This is a genomic window from Aeromonas sp. INTO2, assembly GCF_049860605.1.
GTDB lineage: Bacteria > Pseudomonadota > Gammaproteobacteria > Enterobacterales > Aeromonadaceae > Aeromonas > Aeromonas caviae.
Genome location: NZ_CP187588.1, coordinates 1623247 through 1648114, shown reverse-complemented (window position 1 = coordinate 1648114; position 24868 = coordinate 1623247). Strand labels below are relative to the sequence as shown.

At 62.4% G+C, this 24868-nt stretch carries 19 protein-coding genes, 3 tRNA genes and 1 pseudogene; 12 read left to right on the top strand and 11 right to left on the bottom strand.

Going from position 1 to position 24868, the window contains the following annotated elements; all coding sequences use genetic code 11:
* Positions 1-137: 137 nt before the first annotated feature.
* Positions 138-1250: a glycosyltransferase family 9 protein gene (locus ACPW74_RS07780; protein WP_257707318.1), complete on the top strand. Its 1113-nt coding sequence runs from the start codon at positions 138-140 to the stop codon at positions 1248-1250.
* Positions 1251-1343: 93 nt separating this feature from the next.
* Here the strand turns inward: ACPW74_RS07780 and metE are convergent, their stop codons facing one another.
* A complete protein-coding gene (gene metE, locus ACPW74_RS07775) occupies positions 1344-3608 on the bottom strand; it encodes a 5-methyltetrahydropteroyltriglutamate--homocysteine S-methyltransferase (protein WP_257707317.1) in 2265 nt (754 codons plus the stop codon).
* A gap of 161 nt (positions 3609-3769) precedes the next feature.
* Here metE and ACPW74_RS07770 point away from each other — a divergent pair, with 161 nt between their 5' ends.
* Positions 3770-4705, top strand: a complete 936-nt coding sequence (locus tag ACPW74_RS07770; protein ID WP_279981409.1) for a LysR substrate-binding domain-containing protein — start codon at positions 3770-3772, stop codon at positions 4703-4705.
* Between the two features lie 73 nt (positions 4706-4778).
* Here ACPW74_RS07770 and ACPW74_RS07765 read toward each other — a convergent pair whose 3' ends face one another.
* Together ACPW74_RS07765 and ACPW74_RS07760 are read right to left on the bottom strand one after the other, a co-directional pair.
* A complete protein-coding gene (locus tag ACPW74_RS07765) occupies positions 4779-5591 on the bottom strand; it encodes a siderophore ferric iron reductase (RefSeq protein ID WP_190285540.1) in 813 nt (270 codons plus the stop codon).
* A 38-nt stretch (positions 5592-5629) separates the two neighbouring features.
* Positions 5630-7774, bottom strand: coding sequence for a TonB-dependent siderophore receptor (locus tag ACPW74_RS07760; protein ID WP_279981410.1), 2145 nt, complete (start codon positions 7772-7774; stop codon positions 5630-5632).
* Between ACPW74_RS07760 and ACPW74_RS07755 the strand changes: the two genes are divergently transcribed.
* The 3 genes from ACPW74_RS07755 to ACPW74_RS07745 all read left to right on the top strand — a co-directional run bounded on the left by ACPW74_RS07755 (position 7760) and on the right by ACPW74_RS07745 (position 11282).
* Positions 7760-8011 carry a hypothetical protein gene (locus tag ACPW74_RS07755; protein WP_257707313.1) on the top strand — a complete coding sequence of 84 codons (252 nt, stop codon included), beginning with the start codon at positions 7760-7762 and terminating at the stop codon, positions 8009-8011. The two genes, ACPW74_RS07760 and ACPW74_RS07755, sit on opposite strands and share 15 nt — an antisense overlap.
* 189 nt (positions 8012-8200) lie before the next feature.
* The gene (locus ACPW74_RS07750) at positions 8201-9724 is read left to right on the top strand and encodes a sensor domain-containing diguanylate cyclase (protein ID WP_257707312.1); all 1524 of its coding nucleotides are present in this window, start codon (positions 8201-8203) and stop codon (positions 9722-9724) included.
* Entirely contained in the window at positions 9714-11282 is a 1569-nt protein-coding gene (locus tag ACPW74_RS07745) for an EAL domain-containing protein (protein ID WP_257707311.1), read from the top strand. Before ACPW74_RS07750 ends, ACPW74_RS07745 begins: the two co-directional genes overlap by 11 nt.
* On the opposite strand, the gene ACPW74_RS07740 is transcribed toward ACPW74_RS07745, so the two are convergent.
* Both ACPW74_RS07740 and ACPW74_RS07735 read right to left on the bottom strand, forming a co-directional pair.
* A complete protein-coding gene (locus ACPW74_RS07740) occupies positions 11279-12178 on the bottom strand; it encodes an AraC family transcriptional regulator (protein ID WP_202041667.1) in 900 nt (299 codons plus the stop codon). The two genes, ACPW74_RS07745 and ACPW74_RS07740, sit on opposite strands and share 4 nt — an antisense overlap.
* A gap of 116 nt (positions 12179-12294) precedes the next feature.
* Positions 12295-13194 (bottom strand): LysR family transcriptional regulator, encoded by a 900-nt coding sequence (locus ACPW74_RS07735; protein WP_202041668.1) that lies wholly within the window; start codon positions 13192-13194, stop codon positions 12295-12297.
* Between the two features lie 100 nt (positions 13195-13294).
* Here ACPW74_RS07735 and ACPW74_RS07730 point away from each other — a divergent pair, with 100 nt between their 5' ends.
* The 3 genes from ACPW74_RS07730 to ACPW74_RS07720 all read left to right on the top strand — a co-directional run bounded on the left by ACPW74_RS07730 (position 13295) and on the right by ACPW74_RS07720 (position 16543).
* Positions 13295-13933: an NAD(P)-dependent oxidoreductase gene (locus tag ACPW74_RS07730; RefSeq protein ID WP_041211536.1), complete on the top strand. Its 639-nt coding sequence runs from the start codon at positions 13295-13297 to the stop codon at positions 13931-13933.
* Between the two features lie 331 nt (positions 13934-14264).
* Positions 14265-15287: an isopenicillin N synthase family dioxygenase gene (locus ACPW74_RS07725; protein WP_257707308.1), complete on the top strand. Its 1023-nt coding sequence runs from the start codon at positions 14265-14267 to the stop codon at positions 15285-15287.
* Positions 15288-15379: 92 nt separating this feature from the next.
* Complete coding sequence (locus tag ACPW74_RS07720) at positions 15380-16543, top strand: trans-sulfuration enzyme family protein (protein ID WP_257707307.1); 1164 nt, start codon at positions 15380-15382, stop codon at positions 16541-16543.
* Positions 16544-16627: 84 nt separating this feature from the next.
* Here the strand turns inward: ACPW74_RS07720 and folD are convergent, their stop codons facing one another.
* The gene (gene folD, locus ACPW74_RS07715; RefSeq protein ID WP_010674955.1) at positions 16628-17485 is read right to left on the bottom strand and encodes a bifunctional methylenetetrahydrofolate dehydrogenase/methenyltetrahydrofolate cyclohydrolase FolD; all 858 of its coding nucleotides are present in this window, start codon (positions 17483-17485) and stop codon (positions 16628-16630) included.
* Positions 17486-17688: 203 nt separating this feature from the next.
* Between folD and ACPW74_RS07710 the strand changes: the two genes are divergently transcribed.
* The 4 genes from ACPW74_RS07710 to ACPW74_RS07695 all read left to right on the top strand — a co-directional run bounded on the left by ACPW74_RS07710 (position 17689) and on the right by ACPW74_RS07695 (position 19456).
* Positions 17689-17765: transfer RNA gene (locus ACPW74_RS07710), tRNA-Pro, on the top strand.
* Between the two features lie 36 nt (positions 17766-17801).
* A tRNA-Arg gene (locus ACPW74_RS07705) sits at positions 17802-17878 on the top strand.
* A 124-nt stretch (positions 17879-18002) separates the two neighbouring features.
* Positions 18003-18078 (top strand) — tRNA-His (locus ACPW74_RS07700).
* Positions 18079-18238: 160 nt separating this feature from the next.
* Positions 18239-19456: a J domain-containing protein gene (locus ACPW74_RS07695; RefSeq protein WP_041211539.1), complete on the top strand. Its 1218-nt coding sequence runs from the start codon at positions 18239-18241 to the stop codon at positions 19454-19456.
* 123 nt (positions 19457-19579) lie between these two features.
* Here the strand turns inward: ACPW74_RS07695 and ACPW74_RS07690 are convergent, their stop codons facing one another.
* The 5 genes and pseudogenes from ACPW74_RS07690 to ACPW74_RS07670 form a co-directional block, all read right to left on the bottom strand.
* The gene (locus ACPW74_RS07690; protein WP_041204617.1) at positions 19580-22150 is read right to left on the bottom strand and encodes a DEAD/DEAH box helicase family protein; all 2571 of its coding nucleotides are present in this window, start codon (positions 22148-22150) and stop codon (positions 19580-19582) included.
* On the bottom strand, positions 22147-22731 hold the full coding sequence (locus tag ACPW74_RS07685; protein ID WP_024941336.1) for a class I SAM-dependent methyltransferase: 585 nt from the start codon (positions 22729-22731) through the stop codon (positions 22147-22149). The genes ACPW74_RS07690 and ACPW74_RS07685 overlap by 4 nt, the downstream gene beginning before the upstream one ends.
* A 347-nt stretch (positions 22732-23078) precedes the next feature.
* A complete protein-coding gene (locus ACPW74_RS07680) occupies positions 23079-23432 on the bottom strand; it encodes a hypothetical protein (RefSeq protein ID WP_024941335.1) in 354 nt (117 codons plus the stop codon).
* Between the two features lie 16 nt (positions 23433-23448).
* Positions 23449-23883: pseudogene (locus tag ACPW74_RS07675) on the bottom strand (helix-turn-helix domain-containing protein); the annotation flags it as partial.
* A 55-nt stretch (positions 23884-23938) separates the two neighbouring features.
* Positions 23939-24868 (bottom strand): IS1595 family transposase, encoded by a 930-nt coding sequence (locus ACPW74_RS07670; protein ID WP_024941334.1) that lies wholly within the window; start codon positions 24866-24868, stop codon positions 23939-23941.

The window sequence follows — 24868 nt, the reverse complement described above, 5'->3', positions numbered from 1 at the left end:
TTCTAGCCACTTTCCCCCGTCCCGCACCAGCCCCCCGCTCCGCCATGGCCATCAGCCGCACGCTTTTTCCCTTCTTAACATTGTCTTAAGAGTCCGCTGGCACCCTCTACACCATCCCAACACTGGAGCCCAACGGTATGACTCACCTCAACGATGCCCTGCGCCGCTTCGACGGCCAACGCCGGGTCTGGACGGCGGGACTGGAGCGAACCCTGCTCGGCTGGCTTGCCAGTCGCAGCGCATTGCCGCCCTCTTCGCAGGCACCCCGCCGGATCCTGGTCATTCGCAGCACCAACCGCATCGGCAACAACCTCTTCCTGCTGCCCTTCCTGCACCAACTTCATCGCGCCCATCCCCACGCCGAGCTGGAGCTGGTGTGCAGCCCCACCACCCTGCTCCCCTTCCTGGCCGATCTGCCCCTGCGGCGCATTCATCAGATCCGGTTGCAGGGCAGACACCTGCCGGGCGCTCTCTCGGCACTCTCGCGTCTGCGCCGCCAGCACTACGACTGGGTCTACGTCCCCTTCGCCTCCAGTACGGATCACTTCATCGCCGCCTGGGTACAGGCCCGGGAGAAATGCGGCTTCGACGATGGCCACGGGGATCTCATCTTCCAGCGTCCGCAGGCTCCGGACAGTGAGTGCCACTACGCCCACCAGCCCCTGCAACTGCTCGGCATACCGGGCAATCCGGCCGAACCCATTCCCCTTGGCAGCCTGTTGCAGGGGCCAAGCCCGGCCTTGAGTGCGCTGCGACGAGCCCATCCTGGCCGTCCTCTGATCGGCTTTTTCACCGGCGCCCGCAAGGGCAAGGGGCTCTCCCAGCCCCAGTGGCAGCGGTTGCTTGGGGATCTGCGCCGTCACAGCCCGGATGCCCTGCTGATCCAGCTCGCGGAACCCGCCGCCCCCGAGCACCTGCTCGGGGACGTGCACGTTTCCCTTGGCAACATGGGGGAGCTGGCCCGCTTCACGGGCGGCCTCTCCCTCTTCGTCAGCGCCGACACCGGTCCCCTGCACCTGGCTGCCGCCAGCGGTGTGCCCTGTCTTGGCCTCTTTACCCAGACCGACCCCGCCCGCTACGGGTGCCTGGGCGCCCAGCACCTCAATCTGGTGATCGAGGATCGCAATGCCATCCCCCTCGACCAACAGTGGCTGACCGAGGCGCTCGCAAGCGCCCCTCACCGGGTGACGATGTCGGTTTCCCCAACCCGCTACCTGCCCGCACCCCGGCCCGCCCTGCTCCCCCTCTAGGGAGCGGCCATGCAAAAAAGAGGGAAGGCTGTCGCCTTCCCTCTCTCGTCTTGGTGACACTCACCGGGCGCTCGTCCGGGTGAATGGAAGCCCTCAGGCCAGCTCGGCGCGCAGCGCCCGGGTCGCATCGACCATCACCTTCAGGGCAGCGGTGGTCTCTTCCCAGCCGCGGGTCTTGAGGCCGCAGTCCGGGTTCACCCAGAGCCGGTCTGCCGGGATTTGTTGCGCAGCCTTGCGGATGAGGTCTTCAATCCAGCCCTGGCTCGGTACGTTCGGCGAGTGGATGTCGTAGACGCCCGGACCGATCTCGTTGGGGTAGTTGAAGCGCTCGAACGCTTCGAGCAACTGCATCTGGCTGCGGCTCGTCTCGATGGTGATCACATCCGCGTCCAGTGCCGCCACCGCCTCGATGATGAGGTTGAAGTCGCTGTAACACATGTGGGTGTGGATCTGGGTGCTGTCCACCACCGGGCTTGCGCTCAGGCGGAAGGCGCGCACCGCCCAGTCCAGGTAAGCCTGGTGATCCTGCTTGCGCAGGGGCAGCCCTTCGCGGATCGCCGGCTCGTCGATCTGGATGATCTTGATGCCGGCGGCTTCCAGGTCAGCCACCTCGTCGCGAATGGCCAGGCCAATCTGCAGGGCGGACTGCTCGCGGCTCACGTCTTCCCGCGGGAAGGACCAGCAGAGAATGGTCACGGGGCCGGTCAGCATACCCTTCACCGGCTTGTCGGTCAGGCTCTGGGCAAACTTCGTCCACTCAAGGGTCATGGGGGTCGGACGGTCGATGTCACGGGTGATCACCGGCGGCTTGACGCAGCGGGAGCCATAGCTCTGTACCCAGCCAAAGCGGGTGATGGCAAAGCCGTCCAGCAGCTCCCCGAAATACTCCACCATGTCGTTGCGCTCCGCTTCACCGTGCACCAGCACGTCGAGCCCGATGGCCTCCTGGCGCTCGATGGCGTCCTTGATCTGGGCCTGGATGCCCGCCTCGTAGGCCTGGTCATCGATGCGCCCGGCACGCCAATCCTGGCGCAGCACCCGGATTTCAGAGGTCTGCGGGAAGGAGCCGATGGTGGTGGTGGGCAGGAGCGGCAGCTTCAGATCCGAGCGCTGCGCGTCGGCACGCACCGGGTAGGCGCTCTGGCGATCGAAGTCACTGTTGGTCAGGCTGGCGAGTCGTGACTGCACCGCTTTCTTGTGAACCCGGCTGTCGGACTCCCGATCCACGATGGGCTGGCTGTAAGCCTCGATTTTGTCCAAGGCGCCACCGTCCAGGTAGTCGGACAGCAGCCCCAGCTCATAGCACTTTTGCAGGGCGAAGGCGAACCAGCTGCGGGTCTGGGGATCCAGCTCGTGCTCCAGGGTCAAATCCACCGGGCTGTGCAGCAAGGAACAGGAGGAGGCCACCCAGAGGCGCTCGCCAAGCTTTTCTTTCAAGGCCTTGAGGGTCGGCGCCAGCTTGGCCAGGTTGGCACGCCAGACGTTGCGGCCGTTGATGACACCCGCCGAGAGTACCCACTGGGCCGGCAGGTGCGGGACCAGGGTCTCCAGCTGCTCGGGGGCCGCCACCAGATCCAGGTGCAGGCCGTCCACCTTCAGACTGGTGATGATGTCCCGCTGATGGGCCACGGACCCGAAGTAGGTGGTGAGCAGCAGCTTGCAGGGGCCGCTCAGGCGCTCATATGCCTTGAGGTAGGCCAGGCGCCACTCGTCCGGCAGGTCCAGCGCCAGGGCCGGCTCGTCGATTTGCACCCACTCCACCCCCTGGGCCGCCAGTTTGGCCAGGATCTCCTGGTAGACGATCAGCAGGCGATCCAGCAGTTCGAGACGGGAGAAGCCGCTCTCTTTCTCCTTGCCAAGCCACAGGTAGGAGACGGGGCCCAGCAACACCGCCTTGACCGGCAGCCCAAGGGCCTTGGCCTCTTCCACCTCGTCAAAGAGCTGGCTCCAGCCCAGCTTGAAGCGCTGGTCACGGTAAAATTCCGGCACCAGGTAGTGGTAGTTGGTGTTGAACCATTTGGTCATCTCGGCAGCGGCCGCCGCCGGGCCGGTCGGCGCACGGCCACGGGCCACCCGGAACAGGGTGTCGAGGTCGGTGTCGCCGTGGCGGTGACGGGCAGGCACGGCGTCCACCAGCAGACTGGTACCCAGCACCTGATCGTACCAGGCAAAATCTCCCACCGGCAGCACGTTAACCCCGGCGGTACGCTGGGCCTGCCAGTGGCGCTCACGCAGGCTCTTGCCCACGGCGACCAGCTCGGCCTGGGTGGTTTCGCCACGCCAGTAGGATTCGAGGGCAAATTTCAGTTCGCGCTTGGCGCCGATACGGGGAAAGCCCAGGGTGTGTGCGCAGGTCATAGGTTCCATTCCTTATGCTCGTTTATCTGATGAGGATCTGGATTGTTTGGCCATCCAGATGTTTACACATCCAAAATGACAAGATAAGGTGATCTTGGCTATTGAATCCTCTTCAACTGGCTCTCAAGAATTTCTCAACTGACGCACAAAGGAGCAGTGCCATGGTCGCGCCCACCCCATCCAGCCCCCCTCAGAGCAGCAATCTGGGCATCGATCTCAAACACCTGAAGACCATCAGCGCCCTGGCCGAGCAAGGGTCCCTGGCCGGGGCCGCACTCACCCTCAACCTCACCCAGTCCGCCCTCTCCCACCAGCTCAAGGAGCTGGAGACCCGCCTCAATCTGGAGCTGTTTCTTCGAAAAAGCCGCCCTCTGGTGCTGACGGCGGCAGGCCAGCATCTGCTGGCCCTGGCCCGTCAGGTGCTGCCCGCCCTGGCCCAGACCGAGCGCCAGCTGTTCGCCCTGCACAGCGGCGAGGCGGGCAGGCTGCATCTGGCCCTCGATTGCCACAGCTGCATCCAGTGGCTGCTCCCGCTGTTGCCGGACTTTCGCCGCCAGTGGCCCGGCGTGGATCTGGAGGTGGAGTCGGTGCCGGGTTTCGATGCCATCAGTGCCCTGCTTGGCGGCCAGCTCGACCTGCTGCTCACCTCGGATGTGCAGGCCCGCGGGGATCTTCATTTCGAGCCGCTGTTCGCCTTCGATCTCACCCTGGTGATGGCGCCGGATCACCCCCTCTGCCAGCAGCGGCGCATCGCACCGGACGATCTGCGGCCGGAGGTGCTGCTGGTCTACCCGGTGGAGCGGGCGCGCATGGACGTGTTCAGCCGTTTCCTGCAACCGGCCGGGGTGGAGCCCGCCCGTTGCAAACCGGTGGACAACACCTCTGTCATGCTGCAGATGGCCGCCGCCGGGCTCGGGATCGCCGCCCTGCCCCGCTGGGCCAGCGAGGAGTTCGTGCGCCAGGGCCTGCTTGAGGCGCGCCCTCTCGGGGAGGGCATTCGCCGCCACATGTATGGCGCCGTGCGCGCCGCCGACAAAGATCAGGCCTGCCTGCAGAGCCTGTTCGAGCGCATCCGCACCCGGATGGCGGCCCAGTAAGCCGGACACAAAAAAGCCGCCAGGATCAGGCGGCTTTCATCACGGGTTGCCCGCGCAGACGAAGAGTCGGGCATCAGCACTCGTCACCCCTCGCCCCACCCTGCCTTCGCGGGCAGTTGCCACAAAGCTCCCCATCCCGGCGCTTGTAGTGCAGGCAGCAGCGCTGGCGCACATAGCCCGGGAAGGCTTCGTCCCGGGGCAGGCCCGCCTCGCGCCAACCCGTCAGATGTGCCGACGGCAGGCCACAGGATTCAAGCCAGAGGGGGGCATGGGCCCTCACCTCCTCCCGACTCACCTCCCCGAAGAAATCGGGCACCCGCACCAGGGCCGCCAGCAGATCGTCCGCCAGGAGCGGGCGCACGAAACCGGGGCGCAGCCGCTGCGCCGTCCCAAGGAGGGTGAACAGCCCCTGCCAGTGCGCCTGGAGTCGCTCCCCGGCCGTTTTGATCAACACGCCGGCCTCCCCTCTGATCATGGGCTCGGCCGGCAGGGTAAAGCCCGACACCACGCCGGCCTCATGCCCCTGTCCCAGCCTGTCGAGGGCAGGCACGGCCTGATGGCGATAGACGGCCACCATGGCGAGATAGATGGATTGCCAGCAGAGCATGCCCCAGCTGCGGGTGAGCCAGTAGGCGGGCCCCGCCTCCGGGTGTGCCTGCTGCCAGTGCGCATGGAGGGCTGCGGCCACCTCGGCCGACGTCGCTCCGGCGGCATCCGTCAGTGGCGGGCGCACGTCACCGGCCGCCACCAGGTTCCCTTTGAGGGACGGGATCAGGCTGGCCGCCGCCGCGAACAGGGCCTGGTGATCCGAGACGAGGGCGCGTTCCGCGTCCGCTTTCTCCCGGCCAAGGCCGCGCGGCACACCGCGCCCCCTCTCCTCGCCCATTCGTTGAAAGGGCCCCGGGCGCGTGCCGGGGCGCAAGGTCAGAATGCGTATTTGAGTCGCGCCTCCACGCTTCGTTCAGCCCCGAACCAGCAGTTGTTCTGGTCGTAGCAGGAGTAGTAGGTCTTGTTGAACAGGTTGCTGGCGCCAAGCGATACCCCCATCCCCTTCAGGCTTGCGCTGAGGGCGGCGAGATCGTAGGAGGCGGACATGTCCATCAGGAGGTAGTCCGGTACCTTGTCGGTGTTGGCGGCATCCATCTCGGCCTCCCCCACGTAGCGCAGGCCGGCGCCCACCCGCATCCCCTCGAGGTTGCCGCCGGGGTAGTAGTTGCTCCACAGCGACGCCATCTGTCTGGGGACCCAGACCGGCGTCTTGCCCTGCAGCGTGGTGGTGTCGCGCGTGATCTCCATGTCCATCAGGGTGTAGTTGAGGGCCAGATCCAGCTGGCTGGTGAGATCGGCTCTCCCCTCAAGCTCGATGCCCCTGGAGACCGTCTCCCCGGTCTGCAGCTTGGGCCCGTAGACATTGTCCGGGTCCGTCACCAGGGCATTCTTCTTGGTGATGTGGAACGCCGACAGGGTCGCCGTCTTGCTCATGTCGTCGGAGAGGAACTTGACGCCCCCTTCCCACTGATGACCGGTCGCCGGTTTGAACGCCTGGCCCTGCTTGTCCGCCCCCGGCACCGGCTCGAAACTCTCGGCATAGCTCGCATAGGGGGAGAAGCCACCATCCAGCTCATAGAGGGCGCCGACGCGGAAGGAGAGGTTGTCCTGATCGATGTGGGCCAGGGACTGGCTGTCCGCCCCCTGATAGAGGGTCCGGCTGTCGGTGTCCATCCGGTAACGGTCGTAGCGGGCGCCGCCGATGGCCACCAGCCGATCGAGGCGCACCTGATCCTGCAGATAGACGCCGGTCTGGGACTGACGGATCACCTTTTTATCCTGGTAGTTGAAAGTGAGTGCCTCTGGGACTATCTGGCTATGGTTCGGGTTGAAAATGTCGATGCTGGGCGCCGAGTAGTCGAGGGTATCCCGGTAGAGGATATGGGCATCCAGGTACTGGTAATCGACCCCGAGCAGCAGGTTGTGCTGGGCAGAGCCCGTCTGCACCTTGCCCGCCAGCTGGTTGTCGATGACAACGCCGCGAGAGTCTTCATCGGTGAGATAGGCGTTTCGTGCCAGGGTGCGGTTGTCCGCCGCCAGGGCCGCGTTGTAGGTGTTGCGCTGATAGGCGGACGCATCCATGTAGCGGGCATTTTGCAGCACCTGCCAGCGCTCGTTGAAGTCGTGGCTCAGCTTGTAGCCCAACAGGGTCACATCCCGGTTGTACTCGTTCCAGTTCTCGTCGCCAAGGAAGGTGTCGCTGCCAAGCTGCCCCAGGGGGTTGGACTTGGCCGAGCCGCTGGCGGGCACAGTGGTGTAGATGCCGGCCTCGGGATCCTTCTGGTAGTAAAGGTTGAGGTTCAGCAGGGTGCGCTCGCCGAGCTGCCAGTCCAGGGACGGCGCAAAGACGTAGCGCTCCTCCTTCGAGGTCACCGCCTGGCCATCCTTCTCCCGGGCCAGTCCCACCAGCCGATAGGCGAGCTGCTCGTTGATGGCACCGGTGCTGTCGAGGGTCATCTCCTTGAGGGTGCCCGTGCCGGTCGCCACGCTCACGTTGTGCTTGCTCTCCCGCTGGGGGCGCTTGGCGATGAGGTTGACCATGCCGCCGGGGGGCATGCTGCCATAGAGCACCGATGTCGGCCCCTTGAACACCTCCAGCTGCTCGATGGCCACCGGATCTATCTGGGGTTGCAGGTTCCAGTCGTTGTACTGGAGCAGCAGGCCGTCATAGAAGTTCTGGTAGTTGTCAAAGCCACGGATGTTGAACAGATCCAGCCGGTTGACCGCCCCGCCCCGCAGCTCGGTGTTGACGCCGGGCACGTAGCGCAGCGCCTCGCTCACCGAACTGACACCGCGCAGCGACAGGGTCTCCCCATCCACCACCGAGATGGCCTGGGGCGTCTCGATGGGGTCGAGCCGGGTCTTGGTCGCGGTGTTGCGATAGGTCTGGCCGAGCACGGTCAGGGTCTCGTCGGCGGTGGCCGTATCCTGGCTTTCGGGTGTGGCGGCCTGTACAGAGCCTGCAAGCAGGGTGGAGATGGTCACGGCGACCAGGGTCAAAGGGGGGTGAACAAGCTGCATCTGATCCTCGATTACTTACTGCATGTGAATAGTAACAAATATCATTTGCATTTTATTGTTCTATTTTGCCCCGATATTAACAATTTGGGGCATGTTGGCGGGGAAGCGGGAAAAGCGAGGGTGGCAGGCACGCCATCTCCTATCGGAGGCAAGATGGCAACGCCGTCGAAGCTCTCAGGGAAGGCTCATCATGGCCACCTGATGAAGGTCACCGCCTTCACTTTCACAGCCAACTAGCAAGTAACCATCACATATTCAGAACATGGCGGCATTTTAACCCCCATATTCACACTCATCAGACAAGTATGGTCGCGTTCTCCCTCCCCTTGTTGATCCTGGTCAATCGCTATTGATAAAGGAGGCGATAGCATGCCCACCCTTTTATCAGCCCTGATTGAGACAATACCAAGCCATCAGCACACGCCTATGAATGAGACCGCCCACCAAAATCTGCACTGCGATACCCAGCTCAACTTCACCTTCGGAGTCATCATCCTGACCCTGCTTATCGCCCTGATGGCCGTCAGTGTCAGCATCCGGACCTCTGCCGAGCGCAAGTACCACAAGGTGGCGGCCATGTTCGTGCACAACATGGCGACCCAGTCCATCGAGCCACAGTTCAAGTCACTGGAGCATGTCCTCAACGAAACGGGCAGTGTCATCGATGAATCAGGCCTGGATGCCTTCCTCAATGAGGATCACACGCCCCTTGGCCTCTCCCTGATGCAAACGTTGGCGCTCACCCCCTATGTGAAGAGCATCCTGCTCGCCGATCCGCAGGGGCGGTTCAACGCCATCCCCCATCTGCCGGTCGGGGAGCACTTTGATGCCAGGGAGCGCCCCTGGTTTCTCGCGGCCGCCGTGCGAACCCTCTTCGTGCACTACACCGACCACTACACCAGCAAGTTCGATGACAAGAGCCGCAGCGTCTCCGTCTCCCGCCCCCTGCTCGACAAGGAGGGGTTCTTCCTCGGCACCCTGGCCATGAACGTGGATCTCGAGCAGATGAGCTATCCCCTGCGTCAGCTCATGAGCCCTCTCAAGGGGGAGTTCTACCTGGTCGATCGGGCGGGCGACATCCTGCTGCATTCGGATGTGGGGAACCTGTTTCGCCATCGCGTGGACCGCCGGCTCATCGAGCAGATGACCAACGGCGCCGACCACCTCTTCGATGCAAAGCGCCAGACCCACCTCTACTACTACTCCTTCTCCAACCCGGACTGGTTCGTCATCTATGCCGTCAGCGATGCCAGGTTCAAGGAGGTAAGCAGCAGCGAGTCCCACCAGCTCCAGATCACCCTGGTGGGCTGCATGCTGATCTGCCTGCTCTGCTGGTGGTCCTTGCGTCATGTGCTCAGCAAGATGATTTTCGAGATCATCGCCCTGATGCGCACCGGACGCATCCACGCGGGCAAACCAGGGGATCAGTTGCGCCAGGAGATCCAGAGCGGCCATCGCCAGATGCTGGAAGCCGTGGAGGCGTCCAACACGGATGCCCTGACGGGTCTGTTCAATCGCCGCTGCTTTGACAAGGCACTCGACGACCAGCTGATCGCCGGCCGCCCTTTCTGCCTGGGGTTGATCGATCTGGACAACTTCAAATCCATCAATGACACCCACGGCCACCCGGTCGGTGACGACGTCCTGCGGGCGGTTGCCCGGGAAGGGCGGCAGATTGCAGGCCAGGAGGCCACCCTCTACCGCTACGGCGGCGAGGAGCTGGCCATCATCATTCCCGGGGATGACAGCACCAGAGCACGGACGATGCTCGAGCAGTGGCGCACCCAGGTGGCACAGCGACCATGGCGCGAACCGGACCTGGTGGTGACCTTCTCTGCCGGGCTGGGACTGTGGCGACAGGAGTCCGCCGAGCAACTGCTGGCGCGGGTCGATCAGGCGCTCTATCAGGCCAAGGATGCCGGCAAGAATCGGGTGCACCATGCCGACTGATCCCCTTGCACAGCGTCTGCGTCTGGCCATCGTGCTCGGGCTCCTCTTGCTGGTCGGCCTCACCGCCCTCAACCTCCTGCAGGCGGCCAGCGGCCTTCGCAAGGACAACGCGCGCAGCCTGAACCATGCCCGGGCCATGATAGAGAGCGCCATCAACGACAGTCAGTCCCTGGTCGAGGCCGCCCGCCCCCTCGCCATGGGCCGCTGTCAGGATGAGCAACTGGCCCTGCGCGACCTCATCACCGCCTCCCCCTATGCGCGGGCACTCTATGTGCTGGAGGGGCAGCAACTGCGCTGTACCACCCTGCACAGGCCCATCCTCACCCGGGATATTCCTCGCGGCCCGGCGGGCAACCAGACGCTGATCCTCGCCAGACACAGCCCCATCACCGGGCAGACCTCCATCCTCTACCGTCAGCCATCCGGCGATCGCACCTTGCTGGTGGAGCTGGACGGCTTCCACATCTTCGGCGCCTTGCAGGCCGTGATGGGAGAGGACAACCTCTTCTTCCTCCTCGGGGACCAGGCCCTCGATGGCCATGGCAGGACCCTGCCCGCAGCCCGCCTGCTGGAAGGGGGACAACGTCTGCAACAGAGCGATCCCACCGCTCATCCCTATCGCCTGGTGGCGCTCAACGGTTACAAGGAAGTGCTGGCGTTTGCCTGGGCGTACAACCAGGAGAACCTGCTTGCCGCCCCTGTGCTGGCGCTGTTGCTGGGGCTGCTCACCTTCTATCTGAGGGGGCGCAGCGGCTCCCCTCGCAGCGAGCTTGCCAGAGCCATGGCGGCCCGGGAGTTCATCCCCCACCTGCAACCCGTGATGGACAGGCAGGGGCGCCTGCGCGGTTGTGAAGTGTTGATGCGCTGGCGTCATCCCACACAAGGGATGATTGCCCCCAACCACTTCATCCCCCTCGCGGAGGAGTGCGGCTACATAGTGCCGATGACTCGCCAGTTGATGGCCCAGACCCGGGATTATCTGGTCGGGGTGGCCGACAGGCTGCCCCCCGGCTTTCACGTCGCCGTCAATGTCTGCGCCCAGCACTTCAAAAACCAGGACATCGTCGCCGAGTGCCGCGACTTTCTTCGCGCTTTCCCGGGCCAGGATCTGCGCCTAGTGCTCGAGGTGACGGAGCGGGAGATGGTGGATGCGGACGAGCAGACCCGCGCCATCTTCGATGCCCTGGACGAGCTGGGCGTGCTCATCGCCATCGATGACTTTGGCACCGGCCACTCCAGCCTCTGCTATCTGCAGATGTTCCATGTGGACATCATCAAAATCGATCGCAGCTTTATCAAAGGAATGAAAGAGGAAGGCCCCTCCCGCCATATCGTCGAAAACATCCTGGATCTCGCCCATCGCATGGGGCTGGCTCTGGTCGCCGAGGGGGTGGAGACCCAGGAGCAGGTCGAGATGGCACGCCACTATGGCATCGACTACTTGCAGGGCTTCTACTTCGCCAAGCCGCTGCCACCGGCCCAGTTCACTGATCTCCTGGCCAGCGCCACACGCCCGGAGCCATCCCGGCGCCATGCCGAAATGAGCCTCCTTCCCTAACGGGGGGCGACGGGCAGCCAGTACTCCATGGTGGCGTCGGGCTGCTGGCCGTCAAAGCCGGGGGCATAGCGCTCCAGCTCGAAACCGTCCAGCCCCCGGTATGCCGACTCCGGCAGCCAGTGCAGGATGAACCAGTGCAGGCTCTCCCCCAGCTGGGCAATGGGTCCTTTGTGGGTGAGCACGGCATACTCCTGAGCCGGCACGTCGAGACTCGACAGGCCGGGGGGCGTAGGCGCCGTCGTGGCCACTCCGGCCCAGTAAGGCAGCCGCTCCCCTGCCCCCGACACATCCACCACCCCCAGCCATTCCTTCGACAGGCCCAGCGCCCCCGTCTCGCGCAGCGCTCGCCAGATGGCGGGCACCGTCTGCTGAAAATCCGGTGAGGCATCGAACAACCCCCGGATCGTGCCCCTGACTCCCTGCAAGGTGAACACCGGCAGGCTCTCTATGCGCACCTGCACCAGATTGGGAGAGGCAGAGCGGGGGACCGCCGCCCGCACCAGGGGCGTGCGCAGCCCCAGCCGCAGGCCCCGCTTGCGATACGCCAGCGGCGAGCAGCCAAATTGCTGCTTGAAGGCGCGGCTGAAACTCACTTCCGAGCCAAACCCGTGATCCAGCGCCACATCCAGCACCCGCAGCCGGGTGGAGAGCAGCGCCTCCGCCGCCATGCTCAGCTTCAGCTCGCGCACATAGTGAGCCACCGTCTGGCCCGTCTCATGCAGGAATACCCGTTGCAACTGCCAGCGGGACCAGCAGCTCTGCCGTGCCAGCGCCTCCAGGGAGAGCGGCTGATCCAGATTGGCATGGATGTAGTCGAGCACTCGCTCGATGCGGGTGAGGTGGGCGCGCGCCTCGGGTGCCGGCTCACGGAGTGGGTGGGGAGAAGTCGGTGTCATGATGCGCTTGAGACCACGCCAGCAGAGGGCGCTCTGGCCCGGGAGGGCCACATTAAACAGGGGTGTCGCGCCGACCGCAAGGCCGGCGCACCGCCTGGCTATTCATCCCGCCCCGCTCAGGGTAGACGGCTCTGGCCATGCTCGGCAAAGTGGCTGCGAAGGGCGCTGATCACCCGCCGCACCTTCTCCGGGATCTCCCGCTGGGGGGTGATGGCATGGATCTCCATGGGAGGGGCCAAAAAGCCCGGCAGCAGCGCGAGCAATCGACCGGTGGCGAGATCTTCTTCTATTTCACCTTCCGGTTGCAGCGAAATCCCCTGCCCTGCCAGGGTAAACTGGCGCAGGGGCAAGACGTTGTTGCACAGTACCCTGGGCTTGGGCTTGATCTTGTGGGCCTCCCCCTTCTCGTCCAGCAGCAGTATCCCGCCCCCCAGCATGTCCGAGGCCAGCCAGTCGTGGGCCAGCAGATCCGCCGGGCTGCGCGGCGTGCCCTTGCGTGCCAGATAGGCGGGCGAGGCACACAGCAACATCCGGGTCTGACCCAGCCTGCGCGCCACCAGGGTGGAATCTTCAAGCGTGCCGACCCGCAGCGCCACGTCGATGCGATCCTTGATGAGATCCCGCTTCTCGTCGTCGGCAATGATCTGGATGCCCAGGCCGGGGTGAGCCTGCAGCAGCGGCGAGAGCGCCCGCGCCAGGGGCTGGCCCGCCATCCCCACCGGCGCGGTGATCCGCACTTCTCCGAGCAGGCTGTCGCGCACCTCCGAGAGGCGCAGCTCGGTGTCGTTCAGGGTCTGCTGCAACGACTGGCAACCCTGCCACACCACCTCCCCCGCCTCGGTCAGGCTGAGGCGGCGGGTGGAGCGGTGCAGCAGGGGCAGGCCGAGCTGGCTCTCCAGTTGACTGATATGCTGGCTGACGGCGGACGGGGTCATGCCGAGGGCCTTGGCGCCGCCGGTCATGCTGCCCGCCTCCACCACGGCGGCGAAGATGGCGTAGCGTCTGAGCTGATCCATTATGAAGCCCTGCTTACAAGTGAATGCAATTTTAACTGGATTATTAAATCACACTCGGGGGCGTAGGATAGCCCCATTCCCACAGTGAAGGAGAATTCCCATGAAGATTGCCCTCATCGGTGCCAGCGGTTTTGTCGGTTCAGCCATCCTCCAGGAGGCCGTCAGCCGCGGTCATCAGGTCACCGCCATCGTGCGTGACGTGAGCAAGGTCGCCGCTCACCCGCAAGTCACCGCCGTGGCGGTGGACGCCCAGGACAGCCAGGCACTGGCCAGGGTGCTCAAGGGGCACGATCGGGTGATCAGTGCCTACAACCCGGGCTGGAGTGCCCCGGACATCTACGATCAGTACCTCAAGGGGGCCAGCGCCATCGTGGCCGCCGCCGTCGCGGCCAACAGCTGGCTGCTGGTGGTCGGCGGTGCCGGCAGTCTGGAAATCGCCCCGGGCGTGCAGCTGGTGGACACCCCGGAGTTCCCGGCAGAGTGGAAGCAAGGGGCCCTCGCGGCCCGGGATGGTCTCACCGCCCTTCGCCGGGAAACCACCCTCGACTGGCGTTTCGTCTCCCCACCCGTGTTCCTCGAACCCGGCGAGAAGCGCGGCGGTTACCGCCTTGGCACGGATCAGGTGTTGTTCAGCGGCGAGCAGCCCGCCGGGATCACGGTCGGCGATCTGGCGGACGGGGTGCTGAACGAGGCGCAAGCACCGGCTCACCTGCGCCAGCGTTTCACCCTGGGTTATTGAGGAAAGGCGCGCCAGCAACCCTTCCCATGACAGTCACACGGAGGGAGGCGGATGCCTCCCTCCGTCTATCCCGTCACGCCAATGTCGCTCTCACCCGGTACGGCAGATCGCCGCCTGAGCCGCCCGTTGCTCGTTCCATTCGCTCAAGTCCGAATTCCATTTCGAATTTTGTATATAACTAAGAATATTTTGTCGCTTCCACCTTATAACCTCGAACAGTAGCATCACCCTCAACCCAAACGGCGCCACTCAAGAAGAGTGCGCCCCGGTTTCGCAACACCCCGCACGCCGGGGCACGCAGACCCCGTTCACGGAAAGTGAGGAGATGCCCATGACCACCCCATCATTGCCGATCATCGATCTCGCCGCCCTCAAGGGCACCCCGGCTGCACGCAGCCAGATGCTGACGCAGCTTGGCCAGGCCGCCCGCGAAGTGGGCTTTTTCTATCTGGTGGGCCATGATCTGAGCGAATCGGTGCGCCAGGAGACCCTGGCGCTCGCCGCCCGCTTCTTCGCCCTGCCACTTGAAGAAAAACTGGCGGTGCAGATGGTCCACTCCCCCCACTTTCGCGGCTACAACCAGGTGGGGGCAGAGCTCACCCGGGCACGGCCGGATCTGCGGGAGCAGTTCGATATCATGAACGAGGCCCAGGCCCTGCCTGTGGCGCACATTCGTGAACCCTGGCAGCGCCTCATCGGCCCCAATCAGTGGCCCGCCGCCCTGCCCGAGATGAAAACACGTCTGCTGGCATGGCAGGATCGACTGAGCGACATCACCCTCACCCTGCTGGACGCTTTCGCAGAGGTGCTGGGGCAGCCCGCCTGCGTATTTGACGAGAGCATTCGCGGTGCCCCCTACCAGCACATGAAGCTCATTCACTACCCCGGACAACCGGAAGGCAGCAGTGGTCAGGGGGTAGGTGCCCACAAGGATCCCGGCTACCTGACCCTGGTGATGCAGGACGATCACTCCGGGCTCGAGGTGGAGACGGCGGATGGCTGGATCCCCGCGCCCCCCTTGCCGGGCGCCCTGGTGGTCAACATCGGCGAGCTGCTGGAGCTCGCGTCCGACGGCTACCTCAAGGCCACCCTGCACCGGGTGGTGAGCCCACCTCCCGGGGTATCGCGCCTCTCCTGCGCCTTCTTCATGGCGGCAAGGCTGGATGCGACTGTGCCACTGCTTAGCCTCTCCCCCGAGCTGGCGGCGCTGGCCGAAGGGCCCCAGAGCGATCCCGCCAACCCGCTCTTTTATCAGGTGGGGGAGAACGTGCTCAAGGGGAGGCTGCGCTCCCACCCGGATGTGGCGGCCCGCCACTATGCAGGCGAGCCGCAGCGCGAGCCAGCGCTAGTCTGACAACCCGCCACTCGACATTAAAAAAGGGGCGCGACGGCGCCCCGGATAACACAAGCAGTCGGGCAACGACCTGACAATAACGGAGTAAAAAAATGAAATTCAAGACCATGAGCGTGCACAGCGGCCAGCGGATCGATCCCCAGACCGGCGCCCTCACCACCCCGCTCTACCAGAGCAGCACCTTCAGCTACTTCAACGCCCAGGCGGGCAAGGAGCGCTTCGCAGGTCAAGCCCCCGGCTTCATCTACAGCCGCTTTGGCAACCCCACCACCGCCGAGCTGGAGCAGAAGCTGGCAGCCCTCGAAGGTGCAGATGAGGCACTGGTGGTGGCCAGCGGCATGGCGGCGGTGAGTGCCATCATGTATGCCCTGGCCGACAGCGGTGATGAAGTGGCCTATATCGGCCCCCTCTACGGCGGCACCGATGCCTTCCTCAAGCAGACCTTCAGCCGCGCCGGCATCAAGATCACCGCCTACGAGAGCGATCAGGCGCTGCTGGCCAACATCCGCCCCGCCACCAAGGTGGTACTCTTTGAAACCCTGACCAACCCCACCCTCAAGGTGGTGGATCCGCGGGTGGTGGTGGAGGCGGCCCGCAAGGTGGGTGCCATCACGGTGTGTGACAACACCTTCCTCACCCCCTATCTGCTGCGCCCGCTCGAGCTTGGCATCGACATTGTCATGCACAGCGGTACCAAGTACCTGGGCGGCCACGGCGACATCATCGCCGGGGTGGTGGCGGGCTCTCACGCACTGATGAAGTCGATTCGCACCGTGGCCCTCAAGCACATCGGCTCCCCCATCGGCCCGCAGGAGGCCTACCTGCTGCAACGGGGGGTCAAGACCCTTCCCCTGCGCATGGATGCCCACCTGCACAACGCCCAGAAGGTGGCCGAGTTCCTGGATGCCCACCCGGCGGTGAAGAAGGTGATCTACCCGGGCCTTGCCGGCCATCCGGGCCACGATGCCCTCGGCGCCTTCGCCAGCGGCTTTGGCGGCATGGTGAGCATCGAGCTGGAAGGCGGGTTTGAGCGCTGCGCCACCCTGCTCGACAACCTGCAGCTGTTCGTGCAGGCGGTGAGTCTGGGCGATCTCGAGAGCCTGGCCTGCCATCCGGCCAGCACCACCCACGCCGCCATGGACGAGGCGAGCCGCCTCGCCGCCGGGGTCAATGACGATCTCATCCGCTTCAGCATCGGGGTGGAAGACGCCGACGATCTGATTGCCGATCTGGCCGCAGCCCTGGCCCTCCTCTGATATCCAGTAGCGATCCGGGGGAGTGACGCAATAAAAAAAGGGAAGGCAATGCCTTCCCTTTCTCTTTTCTGCCCGGCGCCCTCATCAGGCGTCGTGGTAATCCTGGCAGGCGCTCAGGGTGTTCTCCATCAGGCTGGCGACCGTCATGGGGCCCACGCCCCCCGGTACCGGCGTGATGAAGGCGGCGTGATTGCGCGCGGTTTCATACTCCACATCTCCCACCAGGGAGCCGTCCGCAAGGCGGTTGATGCCCACGTCGATCACCAAGGCACCGGGTTTGACCCACTCCCCCGGAATGAAGTTGGGCTTGCCCACCGCCACGACCAGCAAGTCGGCCCGGCGCACCTGGGTCTCCAGATCCTGGGTGAAGCGGTGACAGGTGGTGGTGGTGCAACCGGCCAGCAGCAGCTCCAGCGTCATGGGGCGCCCCACGATGTTGGAAGCCCCGACCACCACCGCATGCAGACCATGGGTCTTGACGCCGGTGGTCTCGATCAGGGTCATGATCCCCTTGGGGGTGCAGGGTCGCAGCGCCGGGATCCGCTGGGCCAGACGACCCACGTTGTAGGGATGGAAGCCATCAACGTCCTTGTCGGGACGAATGCGCTCCAGTACCTGGGTGGTATCGCAGTGGGCCGGCAAGGGCAACTGCACCAGGATGCCGTCTACTTCCGGATCCTCGTTGAGCTGGTCGATCAGGGACAGCAGCTCCGCTTGTGTCGCCGTGGCGCTGAGATCATAGGAGCGGGAGACAAATCCCACCTCTTCACAAGCGCGACGTTTGCTGCCCACATAGACTTGGGAGGCCGGATCCAGCCCCACCAGGATCACCGCCAGACCCGGTGCCCGTTTCCCCTGCGCCAACCGCTGTTGGACTTGCGCGGCGACCTGATTGCGAATCGTTTGCGCAACCTGTTTTCCATCAATGATTTTGGCAGACATCGTTCTTCACTCACCATGTGTTCAACTGCGGCGCATTGTCGCATTTTTTTGGCGCGGGTGTTAGCGGCTCTCGCAGGGAGGGCAATAAGTAGGCACTTGAATTTACTGGCGGAAAAAGTCGTTGACGCTGACTTTGGCGCTTGGGTATGATGCCCGCCCGTTGCCCAGTGGTGCCGCCGAAGGTATGCTGGATGGCGAATTTTCGGTGATTAGCGCAGCCCGGTAGCGCATCTGGTTTGGGACCAGAGGGTCAAAGGTTCGAATCCTTTATCACCGACCAGGTTCATCGGGAAATCCCCGGATTTCTTGATACAACGCGCCCTTAGCTCAGTCGGATAGAGCAACGGCCTTCTAAGCCGTGGGTCGCAGGTTCGAATCCTGCAGGGCGCGCCATTTAAAATGTGTTTTAAATCATTGAGTTATTGATGAAGAGTGTGACTTATCGTCCATTCGGCAGATTATCTCAGGATGACCTTGGCCAGGCCTTGGCAGACACAAAATGGCGATGATTTCAGTGGTGGTTGTAGCTCAGTTGGTAGAGTCCCGGATTGTGATTCCGGTTGTCGTGGGTTCGAGCCCCATCAGCCACCCCATTATTTCTCTGTTGTTGCTATCTGTTGCGTAAGAAAGGCTTTAATATGGCCAGCAACTCATCTGCAAGGCAGACTTCGCGCTATTTATGCGCGGCGATAAACCGGCCCCGCGCCGGTTTTTTTGTTTTAGCGAACAAAATAACGCCTATGGAGGCGGCCTATGTCTCTTCGTAATCCAGCTCGCAAGCAGCCCGCTCGCCAGCCCTCCCCCACGACGGGTAACCCCGCCCTCGATCTCTTCCACCGCAACTGGCAAGCGCTCGAAAAGCTACAGGCAAAAATCGACAAGCAAACCCTCAACGGCCGCGATATCTATCAGCGCTTCACCAGCGACATCGAACCCCTTGAGCGTCAACAATGCGAGCTCATCTTTGCCCTCACCAAGCGACTGACCGACTTTACGGCTCGCAAGAGCTTTACCCAGTGGCAACGGGAGACCTTGCACCACTGGATCCACGATCTCATCAACTATCTCGAGTCCAATCCGTTTCGTGGCGAGATGGATTTGGCCCCCCTCTATCACCAAATCCAAACCAATACCGCCCTGCACATGGATGACGAACAGCTCGACTATCAGTGTGATGAACTTACCCATATGCTGATGGAAACTTGTGGTCACTGCCCCGAAGACATCGACACCTTGCGCGATATGGTCAAAAACCCCGCTCTGTTGCACGAGTACCTGATAAACGCGGCGAAGCAGAAAATGGCCAACGGGAGTGACACCGCTGGTGAGGAAGAGGATGCCCTCTTCGACGATGATGAGTTGTTTGCCGATGAGTCCCCCTTCGGCGCTGAGCAGCAAGATGCTTTTGCCCACACGCGCACCCGTCGTGAGCAAGAGGAAGAGATGCGCATCGAACAGCTGTTCAGCAAATCCAGCCTCAAGCAGCTCTATCGCAAGCTCGCCCTGGCGCTGCACCCGGATCGGGAACCCGACCCCGCCATGCAGGCGGAAAAGACCCGCATCATGGGCCAACTCAGTCAGGCTTGGGAAAACAAAGAGATGTTCACCCTGTTACAGCTGGCCCACGCTCACCTACCCGAGTTCGATAACCTGCTCAGTGACGAGAACCTCGCTTACCTCAACCCGATGCTGAAACGCCAGCTACGCGAGCTCGAAGTCAGCTACTACGGCGGGCAAGACGGGCTAATGGGCGCGGTGCTGCACAAATTCAAGCAATCATCCAAGAAAAAGACCGAGCAGGCCTTTGCCGAACATCGGGACTATTTGCTGCGTGATATCGACCACCTGACTGCCCAGCTGGCCGAGATCACCACCCTGCAGACCCTCAAACCCTATCTGGCGGCCCGCTGGGATCAGCAGCAAATAAGGTGGCGTGAGGAAGAGGACGATATGGAATGGCTGTTTCGGTAACGGCCAGCGCTGACCGACCATCTCCCCAAACAATCAAGGCGCCACTGGCGCCTTGATTGCTTTCACGCTGCTGGTTTTTACACTGCTTGTTTTTACACTGATCGTGCTATCGGATAGCCAGCCTTAAATCAGGGTCACCTGACGCGCTTTGGCATCAGGCGCCAGCGCCTGTTCCTCATCGTGGATAGTTGTGAAGGGCTCAGGGGAAATGGCGGCTGCCGATGCGATTTTGCGCTGCTGATATTGGGCCAGACGCAAGTCCAGCAGCTCTTGCACCATGCGATGCAGAGGATCGATATCCTCCTCACTCACCGCGAAGCGTGGGCAGAAGCGATCCTCCCTTACCTCGAACCAGTACTCCCCCTTGGCGCCTGGATTGCCGCCACTGCTGAACTTGATCGGATTGCTCTTCCAGTAACTGAGCCAAGCCGGGCTGTCGGCGCTCAGGGCTTGCTGCTTGACCGGTAGATCGAGGCGGGCCAGCTCGGGATGCCGCTCAAACAGGTAACGGGAGTGGCTGGCCAGCGCCGCCAAGGTGGGTGGCTCACGCAGGCCGTCGAGTTCGAGCAGCGCCAATAGCAGGATCAACTTGAAACTCTTGGTGAGCGCGGTGTGCTCCACCCCCGAACGCAGAAAGTCGCCGTGCCGGTTCAGCACGCGCAGCTCCTCCTCCCCCAGATCGCCCGCTTGGGCGAGCAGCTCAAACCAGCCCCCCTGTTTTTGGGTATCGAAACGCAGTTGCTCACCCAGCCGGACTGCCCAGGTTTGCCGCGCGGTGGGGCGATAGCCGAGGTGCTCTTTGAGGGTCTGATAGGTCTCAATCAGAGTCGGTTTCTGCTGCTTTTTTAACAGCGCCAGCAGCGGAAGCAGCTTGGGATCCAGATTGATAAAACAACCTGCCGCCAGCGGCATCGCCCTGTTTGCGTGCGTTGGTGGGCGGGTCAATTGCGTTTGCAGCAGCTGGGGCTTGTAGAGACACGCCTTGTGATTGCCCACCAGATCGATCACCACCAGGCGTTCTTTGCCTTGATAGAGGCGCAAGCCCCGCCCCAACTGTTGCAGGAACACGATGCGCGACTCGGTGGGGCGCAGCATCAGCACGGTATCGATGGCGGGCAAGTCGGTGCCTTCGTTGAACAAATCTACCGAGAAGATGATATCAAGCTCGGCGGCGGCCAGTTGCTCCAGGGCGGCTTGTCGCCCCTGGCGGGAGCCCGCATAGACGGCTATCGCCCGCACACCGGCTTGCTGGAAGACGCTGGCCATAAAATCGGCATGACGGGTCGAGATGCAGAAGGCCAGCGTGCGCTGCTGGCGTAAACGTCGCCACTGGCTAAGGGCGTGCTGAGCCCGCTTCTGACTGGCGAAGGCACTCTCCAGCGCATGGGGGTCAAACTGACCGTTGCGCCAAGGCAGCGCGGCATAGTCGACGGTGTCATCCAAAATGCCGTGATAGGTGAGCGGCACCAGCATCTTCTGCTCGATGGCGAGGGCCAGCCCCCGTTCAAAGACGAGATTGTTGTCGCACAGCGCCAGAATATCGGCCTGATCGGTGCGGTCAGGGGTCGCGGTCAGCCCGAGCAGGAAGCGGGGCTTGAAGTGGTTTAGCAAGCGCCGGTAGGAGGGTGAGGCGGCATGATGAAACTCATCGACCACCACGTAATCGAAGTGATCCGGTGCAAAGCGCAGCAGATGCTGACTCTTGCCCAGGGTCTGGATGGAGGCAAACAGCCAGTCGGCCTCATCCTGCTGCTGACCATGATAGAGGCCCGAATTTGCCCGCGGCACCATGTGCAAGAAGGTCTGGCGCGCTTGGGTCAGGATCTCCTCCCGATGGGCAACAAACAGCAGGCGGGCCGCCTGCATCTGGCGCACATCAAAAGCCGCGAGCCAAGTCTTGCCAAGGCCGGTCGCCATGACCACCACACCCCGTTTATGCCCCTGTGCCCGCGCGGCTTGCAGCGCCATCAGCGCCTCTTGCTGCACGCTGTTGGGGATGGGGGCTTCACGCAGCTGCTCAGCGCTGCTGCGATGATCCCCAGTGAGCACCCGCAACTCCCGCAGCGCGCTCTGCCGATAGCGAGCGAGGTAGCCATCGATCCAGTCGTGGGTAAGGGGCACGACCCGCGCGTCTTGCGCCAGCCGATCGATTTGAGCCGCGAGCTGACGCAGGCTGTGATGCGGCTCGCTGGGGCCGCTCGGCTCAGCCCTGAGCGACCAGTTCCACTCCAGCGACTCGGTGAGGGCGGCGGCAGAGATATTGCTGGAGCCGAGAAACGCCTGGCCACCGAGCACCGCTGGCGACCCTTCCTGGCCAACTTGCTCGCCTAGATACTGGGCTGCGTGCTGGACAAACAGATAGGACTTGAGGTGAAAGCCGCGATTGCCCTGACTCTGGTAGATCAGCGCGCAAGAGCGAGCGGGATCAAATTTAAGCAACTCACGCAGCGCCACCGGCTGAGTCACCTCCAGATAGTCCGAGGTGATCACCCGAAGCCGTGCTCCTCGCGCCAACGCCTCGTGCAGGGCACCGCGCAACAGCACCAGCCCGCTTTGGCGAATAAAGGAGACACACAACTCGATGCGGCTACCCTCGCCACAACGGGCGATGGCGTCCAGCAGATGTGGCAACAGGGGATCGTTGAACTCCGGATCCCCCGCCTCTCCCCCGCTGATGAGCACGGGTGCACTCATGACCCGACCTTGCGCACGATGGCGTTAAGCCAACGCTCCTGCTCGCGGCCGGGGCGTCGATCCGCCGTCAGCCAAGTCTCGACCTCGCTCAGCGGCAACGGCGTGATCAGGGCGTGCAGCCCCGCCTCATCCAACTGGGTGAAGGCTCGGCCATCGCGCTCGGTCTCGTCTACCCCATATTTGAACGAGCAATAGAGCAGACCACCGTCGGCGAGTTGCTGGCACAGATGGGCCATTACGGCATCCAATTCGGCGCGGGGAACATGCAGCAGACTGGCACAGGCCCAGATGGCATCGACCGGCACGGGAGCCACAAACTGCTCGAAACGGCACAGTTGCACCGGCTGACCAAGCAGGCGCTCGGCACGCAGGGCCAGCTCCGCGCTGGCATCGAAGGCTGTGACCCGAAAACCTTGCTGATGGAAATACAGGCTGTCCCGCCCAGAGCCGCAGCCCGCATCGACGATATGAGCGCCGGCGGCGAGCAGAGGCAAGAAGCGCTGGTAAAGCGGTTGCATATCGACCGACAGCGTGCCTTCGACGAAGCTATCGGCGTGTTGGTTGTAGTAATCGATAGACATAGTAAGCAGGCACCTAGCAGAAAACGCCAAGATTAACAGAGAGATAGGGGTAAAAAAATCGAGTCAGCGCCATTTCAGACAATCCGCAGTACGGGAAGACCAACTGGCACCTTGATTATCTTCCCACTGATTGCAGCGACCAGAGTGATCTGCTCTTGGACAAGTAGAATCTTCACTACGAATTTACACTTGGATGGCTTGAGGCCGGTTCGCGCCCCAATAAACCGGCGATAAGCATCGTACGTTCTACGGGCTCTTTGTTGGAGTCAGCAACGAGCTGTGTGAAACTAGGGAAAGTGCGAACAAGTATCCCACGAACAAAAAATGAAAATTTTAGTCATTTAATATCAATGGGTTACCAGTAAATGCTCTCGTGCCATATGACTTATTCGCACCTTCCCTAAGGCATTGAATTCGGTTCTCACCCCTGTCAGGAATTGTTGCTGCGTTTGCTTCATCTCAACAAAGCCATGGCGAGCCTCACTGGCAGCCTGTTCGAACCGCTCCGCTCCCTGCAGCAGGCCATCTTGCAATCTGGCCAGCATTTCGGCTTGTTGCTTGAGTTGATCAGTAAGTGCAGCATTTTGGCTACCGGCTTGCTCAATTTGTTGTGTCACTTGTTCCAAGCGCTGCCCCAGTAGATCGGCGGCAGAACGGACATTGGTGGAGAGCAGGCCTAGCTGATTGGCACTGCTGTCCATATGCTTGCTGCTCTCTAAATCCCAGGGTAGCAACAAAGGCCTTTAGAGGCCGATTGCCGCGGCGGATAATGGTGAAATCGACCTGCATCTGTTTACCGGGGGCCGTTTCAAAACGGACGATGGTGCCAGAGGCGTCATGGCGCAGAGGCGATAACCAGGCCTTGAGCTGGGAGAGCCCGCCAGTGTAACCATGCTCTCGCAGTTCCCTGAGCAGAACCGTCGCCGGGATCCAGTGTGGCTTCGCTGCCTGGATACGCGCTTGCAGATAGGGTTTAAAAGGATCGAGCTTGGTTGGTCGGGCTGCTCGGTTGGGATAGATTGGCAGGCCCGGGTTGCGCAGATACTTGCGAACCGTGTTACGGGACACCCGCAATTGCTGGGCGATAGCCCGGATGCTCATGCCCTGACGGGCCAACACTCTGATTTCCACTGATAACTCCTGGGTCAACATGGGCGTGGCTCAAAAGCCACGATCTTGGCCCAGGTGGGTCAACTTTACTCCGGCGTTAGTGGGTCATTTTTACATCGGCGGTGACAGCCACGACTGCATGCCCCAATTCAACCAACATGCTCTTGAGGTCAAAACGATGATTAAACCGGAAGCAGTATTCCGCAAGATGCCTTGGTAAATGCTTCGCTCCGAGCGTATGGCAACTGCCCCGCAGCGAGTTTTTCACATTTCCTATCATCGTGTTTACCCAGTTGAATGCCGGATGATCCAGCCAGTCCAGGTTGCCCCCGGTGACAACACCCAGGTGCTCACAATTGGCCTCCTTGACCGCTTTGAAACAGGCCAATCCATCGGATATCACCGCGCTACCACTGGCAATATGCCGTTTTGCCCAATCAGCAACGGACTTGGTTTTGAAACCATCGACCACCGTCATCCGCATCTTGATTGGATGTCCTTCCTTGTTCAGGGCCACTGCTGCCACAAACGGCGTCTTGCCTGCCGCGCCCCGACCCCGTTTGCCACCACGGCGCTCGCCACCCCAGTAGACATCATCGAGCTGAATGATGCCGCTGATGGGCTGCTTGTCATCGGACTCTTTCATGGCTTGCAGCAGCTTGTGCTTGAGCATCCAGGCGGTGTCATATTTGACGCCCAACTGGCGCTTTAGCTCCATCGCTGACAAGCCTGTTTTGGTTTGTGACAACAGGTGCATTGCCAGAAACCACTTGGTCAGTGGGAGCTTGGTGTTTGCGAAAATCGTGTTTCCAGTCAATGACATCTGGTGACGGCAGTGATTGCATTGCCACACACGTGGCCGCCTTCTCAGGCGACAACAGGTCTTGTTGGCACATTCAGGGCAGACAAAGCCGTTAGGAAAACGCCAAGTGAACAGCGCGTTTTCGCACTGAGCCTCAGTGCCATAGTCCTTGAGAAACTCAAACAGGCTGTAGCCTTTCTGGAATTGGATTTTGCTTTTGGCCAT

Excerpts from the sequence above, each read along its gene's own strand:
- ACPW74_RS07780 (WP_257707318.1), top strand. The coding sequence starts at position 138 with ATGACTCACCTCAACGATGCCCTGCGCCGCTTCGACGGCCAACGCCGG.
- metE (WP_257707317.1), bottom strand. The coding sequence starts at position 3,608 with ATGACCTGCGCACACACCCTGGGCTTTCCCCGTATCGGCGCCAAGCGC.
- ACPW74_RS07770 (WP_279981409.1), top strand. The coding sequence starts at position 3,770 with ATGGTCGCGCCCACCCCATCCAGCCCCCCTCAGAGCAGCAATCTGGGC.
- ACPW74_RS07765 (WP_190285540.1), bottom strand. The coding sequence starts at position 5,591 with ATGGGCGAGGAGAGGGGGCGCGGTGTGCCGCGCGGCCTTGGCCGGGAG.
- ACPW74_RS07760 (WP_279981410.1), bottom strand. The coding sequence starts at position 7,774 with ATGCAGCTTGTTCACCCCCCTTTGACCCTGGTCGCCGTGACCATCTCC.
- ACPW74_RS07750 (WP_257707312.1), top strand. The coding sequence starts at position 8,201 with ATGAATGAGACCGCCCACCAAAATCTGCACTGCGATACCCAGCTCAAC.
- ACPW74_RS07745 (WP_257707311.1), top strand. The coding sequence starts at position 9,714 with ATGCCGACTGATCCCCTTGCACAGCGTCTGCGTCTGGCCATCGTGCTC.
- ACPW74_RS07740 (WP_202041667.1), bottom strand. The coding sequence starts at position 12,178 with ATGACACCGACTTCTCCCCACCCACTCCGTGAGCCGGCACCCGAGGCG.
- ACPW74_RS07735 (WP_202041668.1), bottom strand. The coding sequence starts at position 13,194 with ATGGATCAGCTCAGACGCTACGCCATCTTCGCCGCCGTGGTGGAGGCG.
- ACPW74_RS07730 (WP_041211536.1), top strand. The coding sequence starts at position 13,295 with ATGAAGATTGCCCTCATCGGTGCCAGCGGTTTTGTCGGTTCAGCCATC.
- ACPW74_RS07725 (WP_257707308.1), top strand. The coding sequence starts at position 14,265 with ATGACCACCCCATCATTGCCGATCATCGATCTCGCCGCCCTCAAGGGC.
- ACPW74_RS07720 (WP_257707307.1), top strand. The coding sequence starts at position 15,380 with ATGAAATTCAAGACCATGAGCGTGCACAGCGGCCAGCGGATCGATCCC.
- folD (WP_010674955.1), bottom strand. The coding sequence starts at position 17,485 with ATGTCTGCCAAAATCATTGATGGAAAACAGGTTGCGCAAACGATTCGC.
- ACPW74_RS07695 (WP_041211539.1), top strand. The coding sequence starts at position 18,239 with ATGTCTCTTCGTAATCCAGCTCGCAAGCAGCCCGCTCGCCAGCCCTCC.
- ACPW74_RS07690 (WP_041204617.1), bottom strand. The coding sequence starts at position 22,150 with ATGAGTGCACCCGTGCTCATCAGCGGGGGAGAGGCGGGGGATCCGGAG.
- ACPW74_RS07685 (WP_024941336.1), bottom strand. The coding sequence starts at position 22,731 with ATGTCTATCGATTACTACAACCAACACGCCGATAGCTTCGTCGAAGGC.
- ACPW74_RS07680 (WP_024941335.1), bottom strand. The coding sequence starts at position 23,432 with ATGGACAGCAGTGCCAATCAGCTAGGCCTGCTCTCCACCAATGTCCGT.
- ACPW74_RS07670 (WP_024941334.1), bottom strand. The coding sequence starts at position 24,868 with ATGGCCAAAAGCAAAATCCAATTCCAGAAAGGCTACAGCCTGTTTGAG.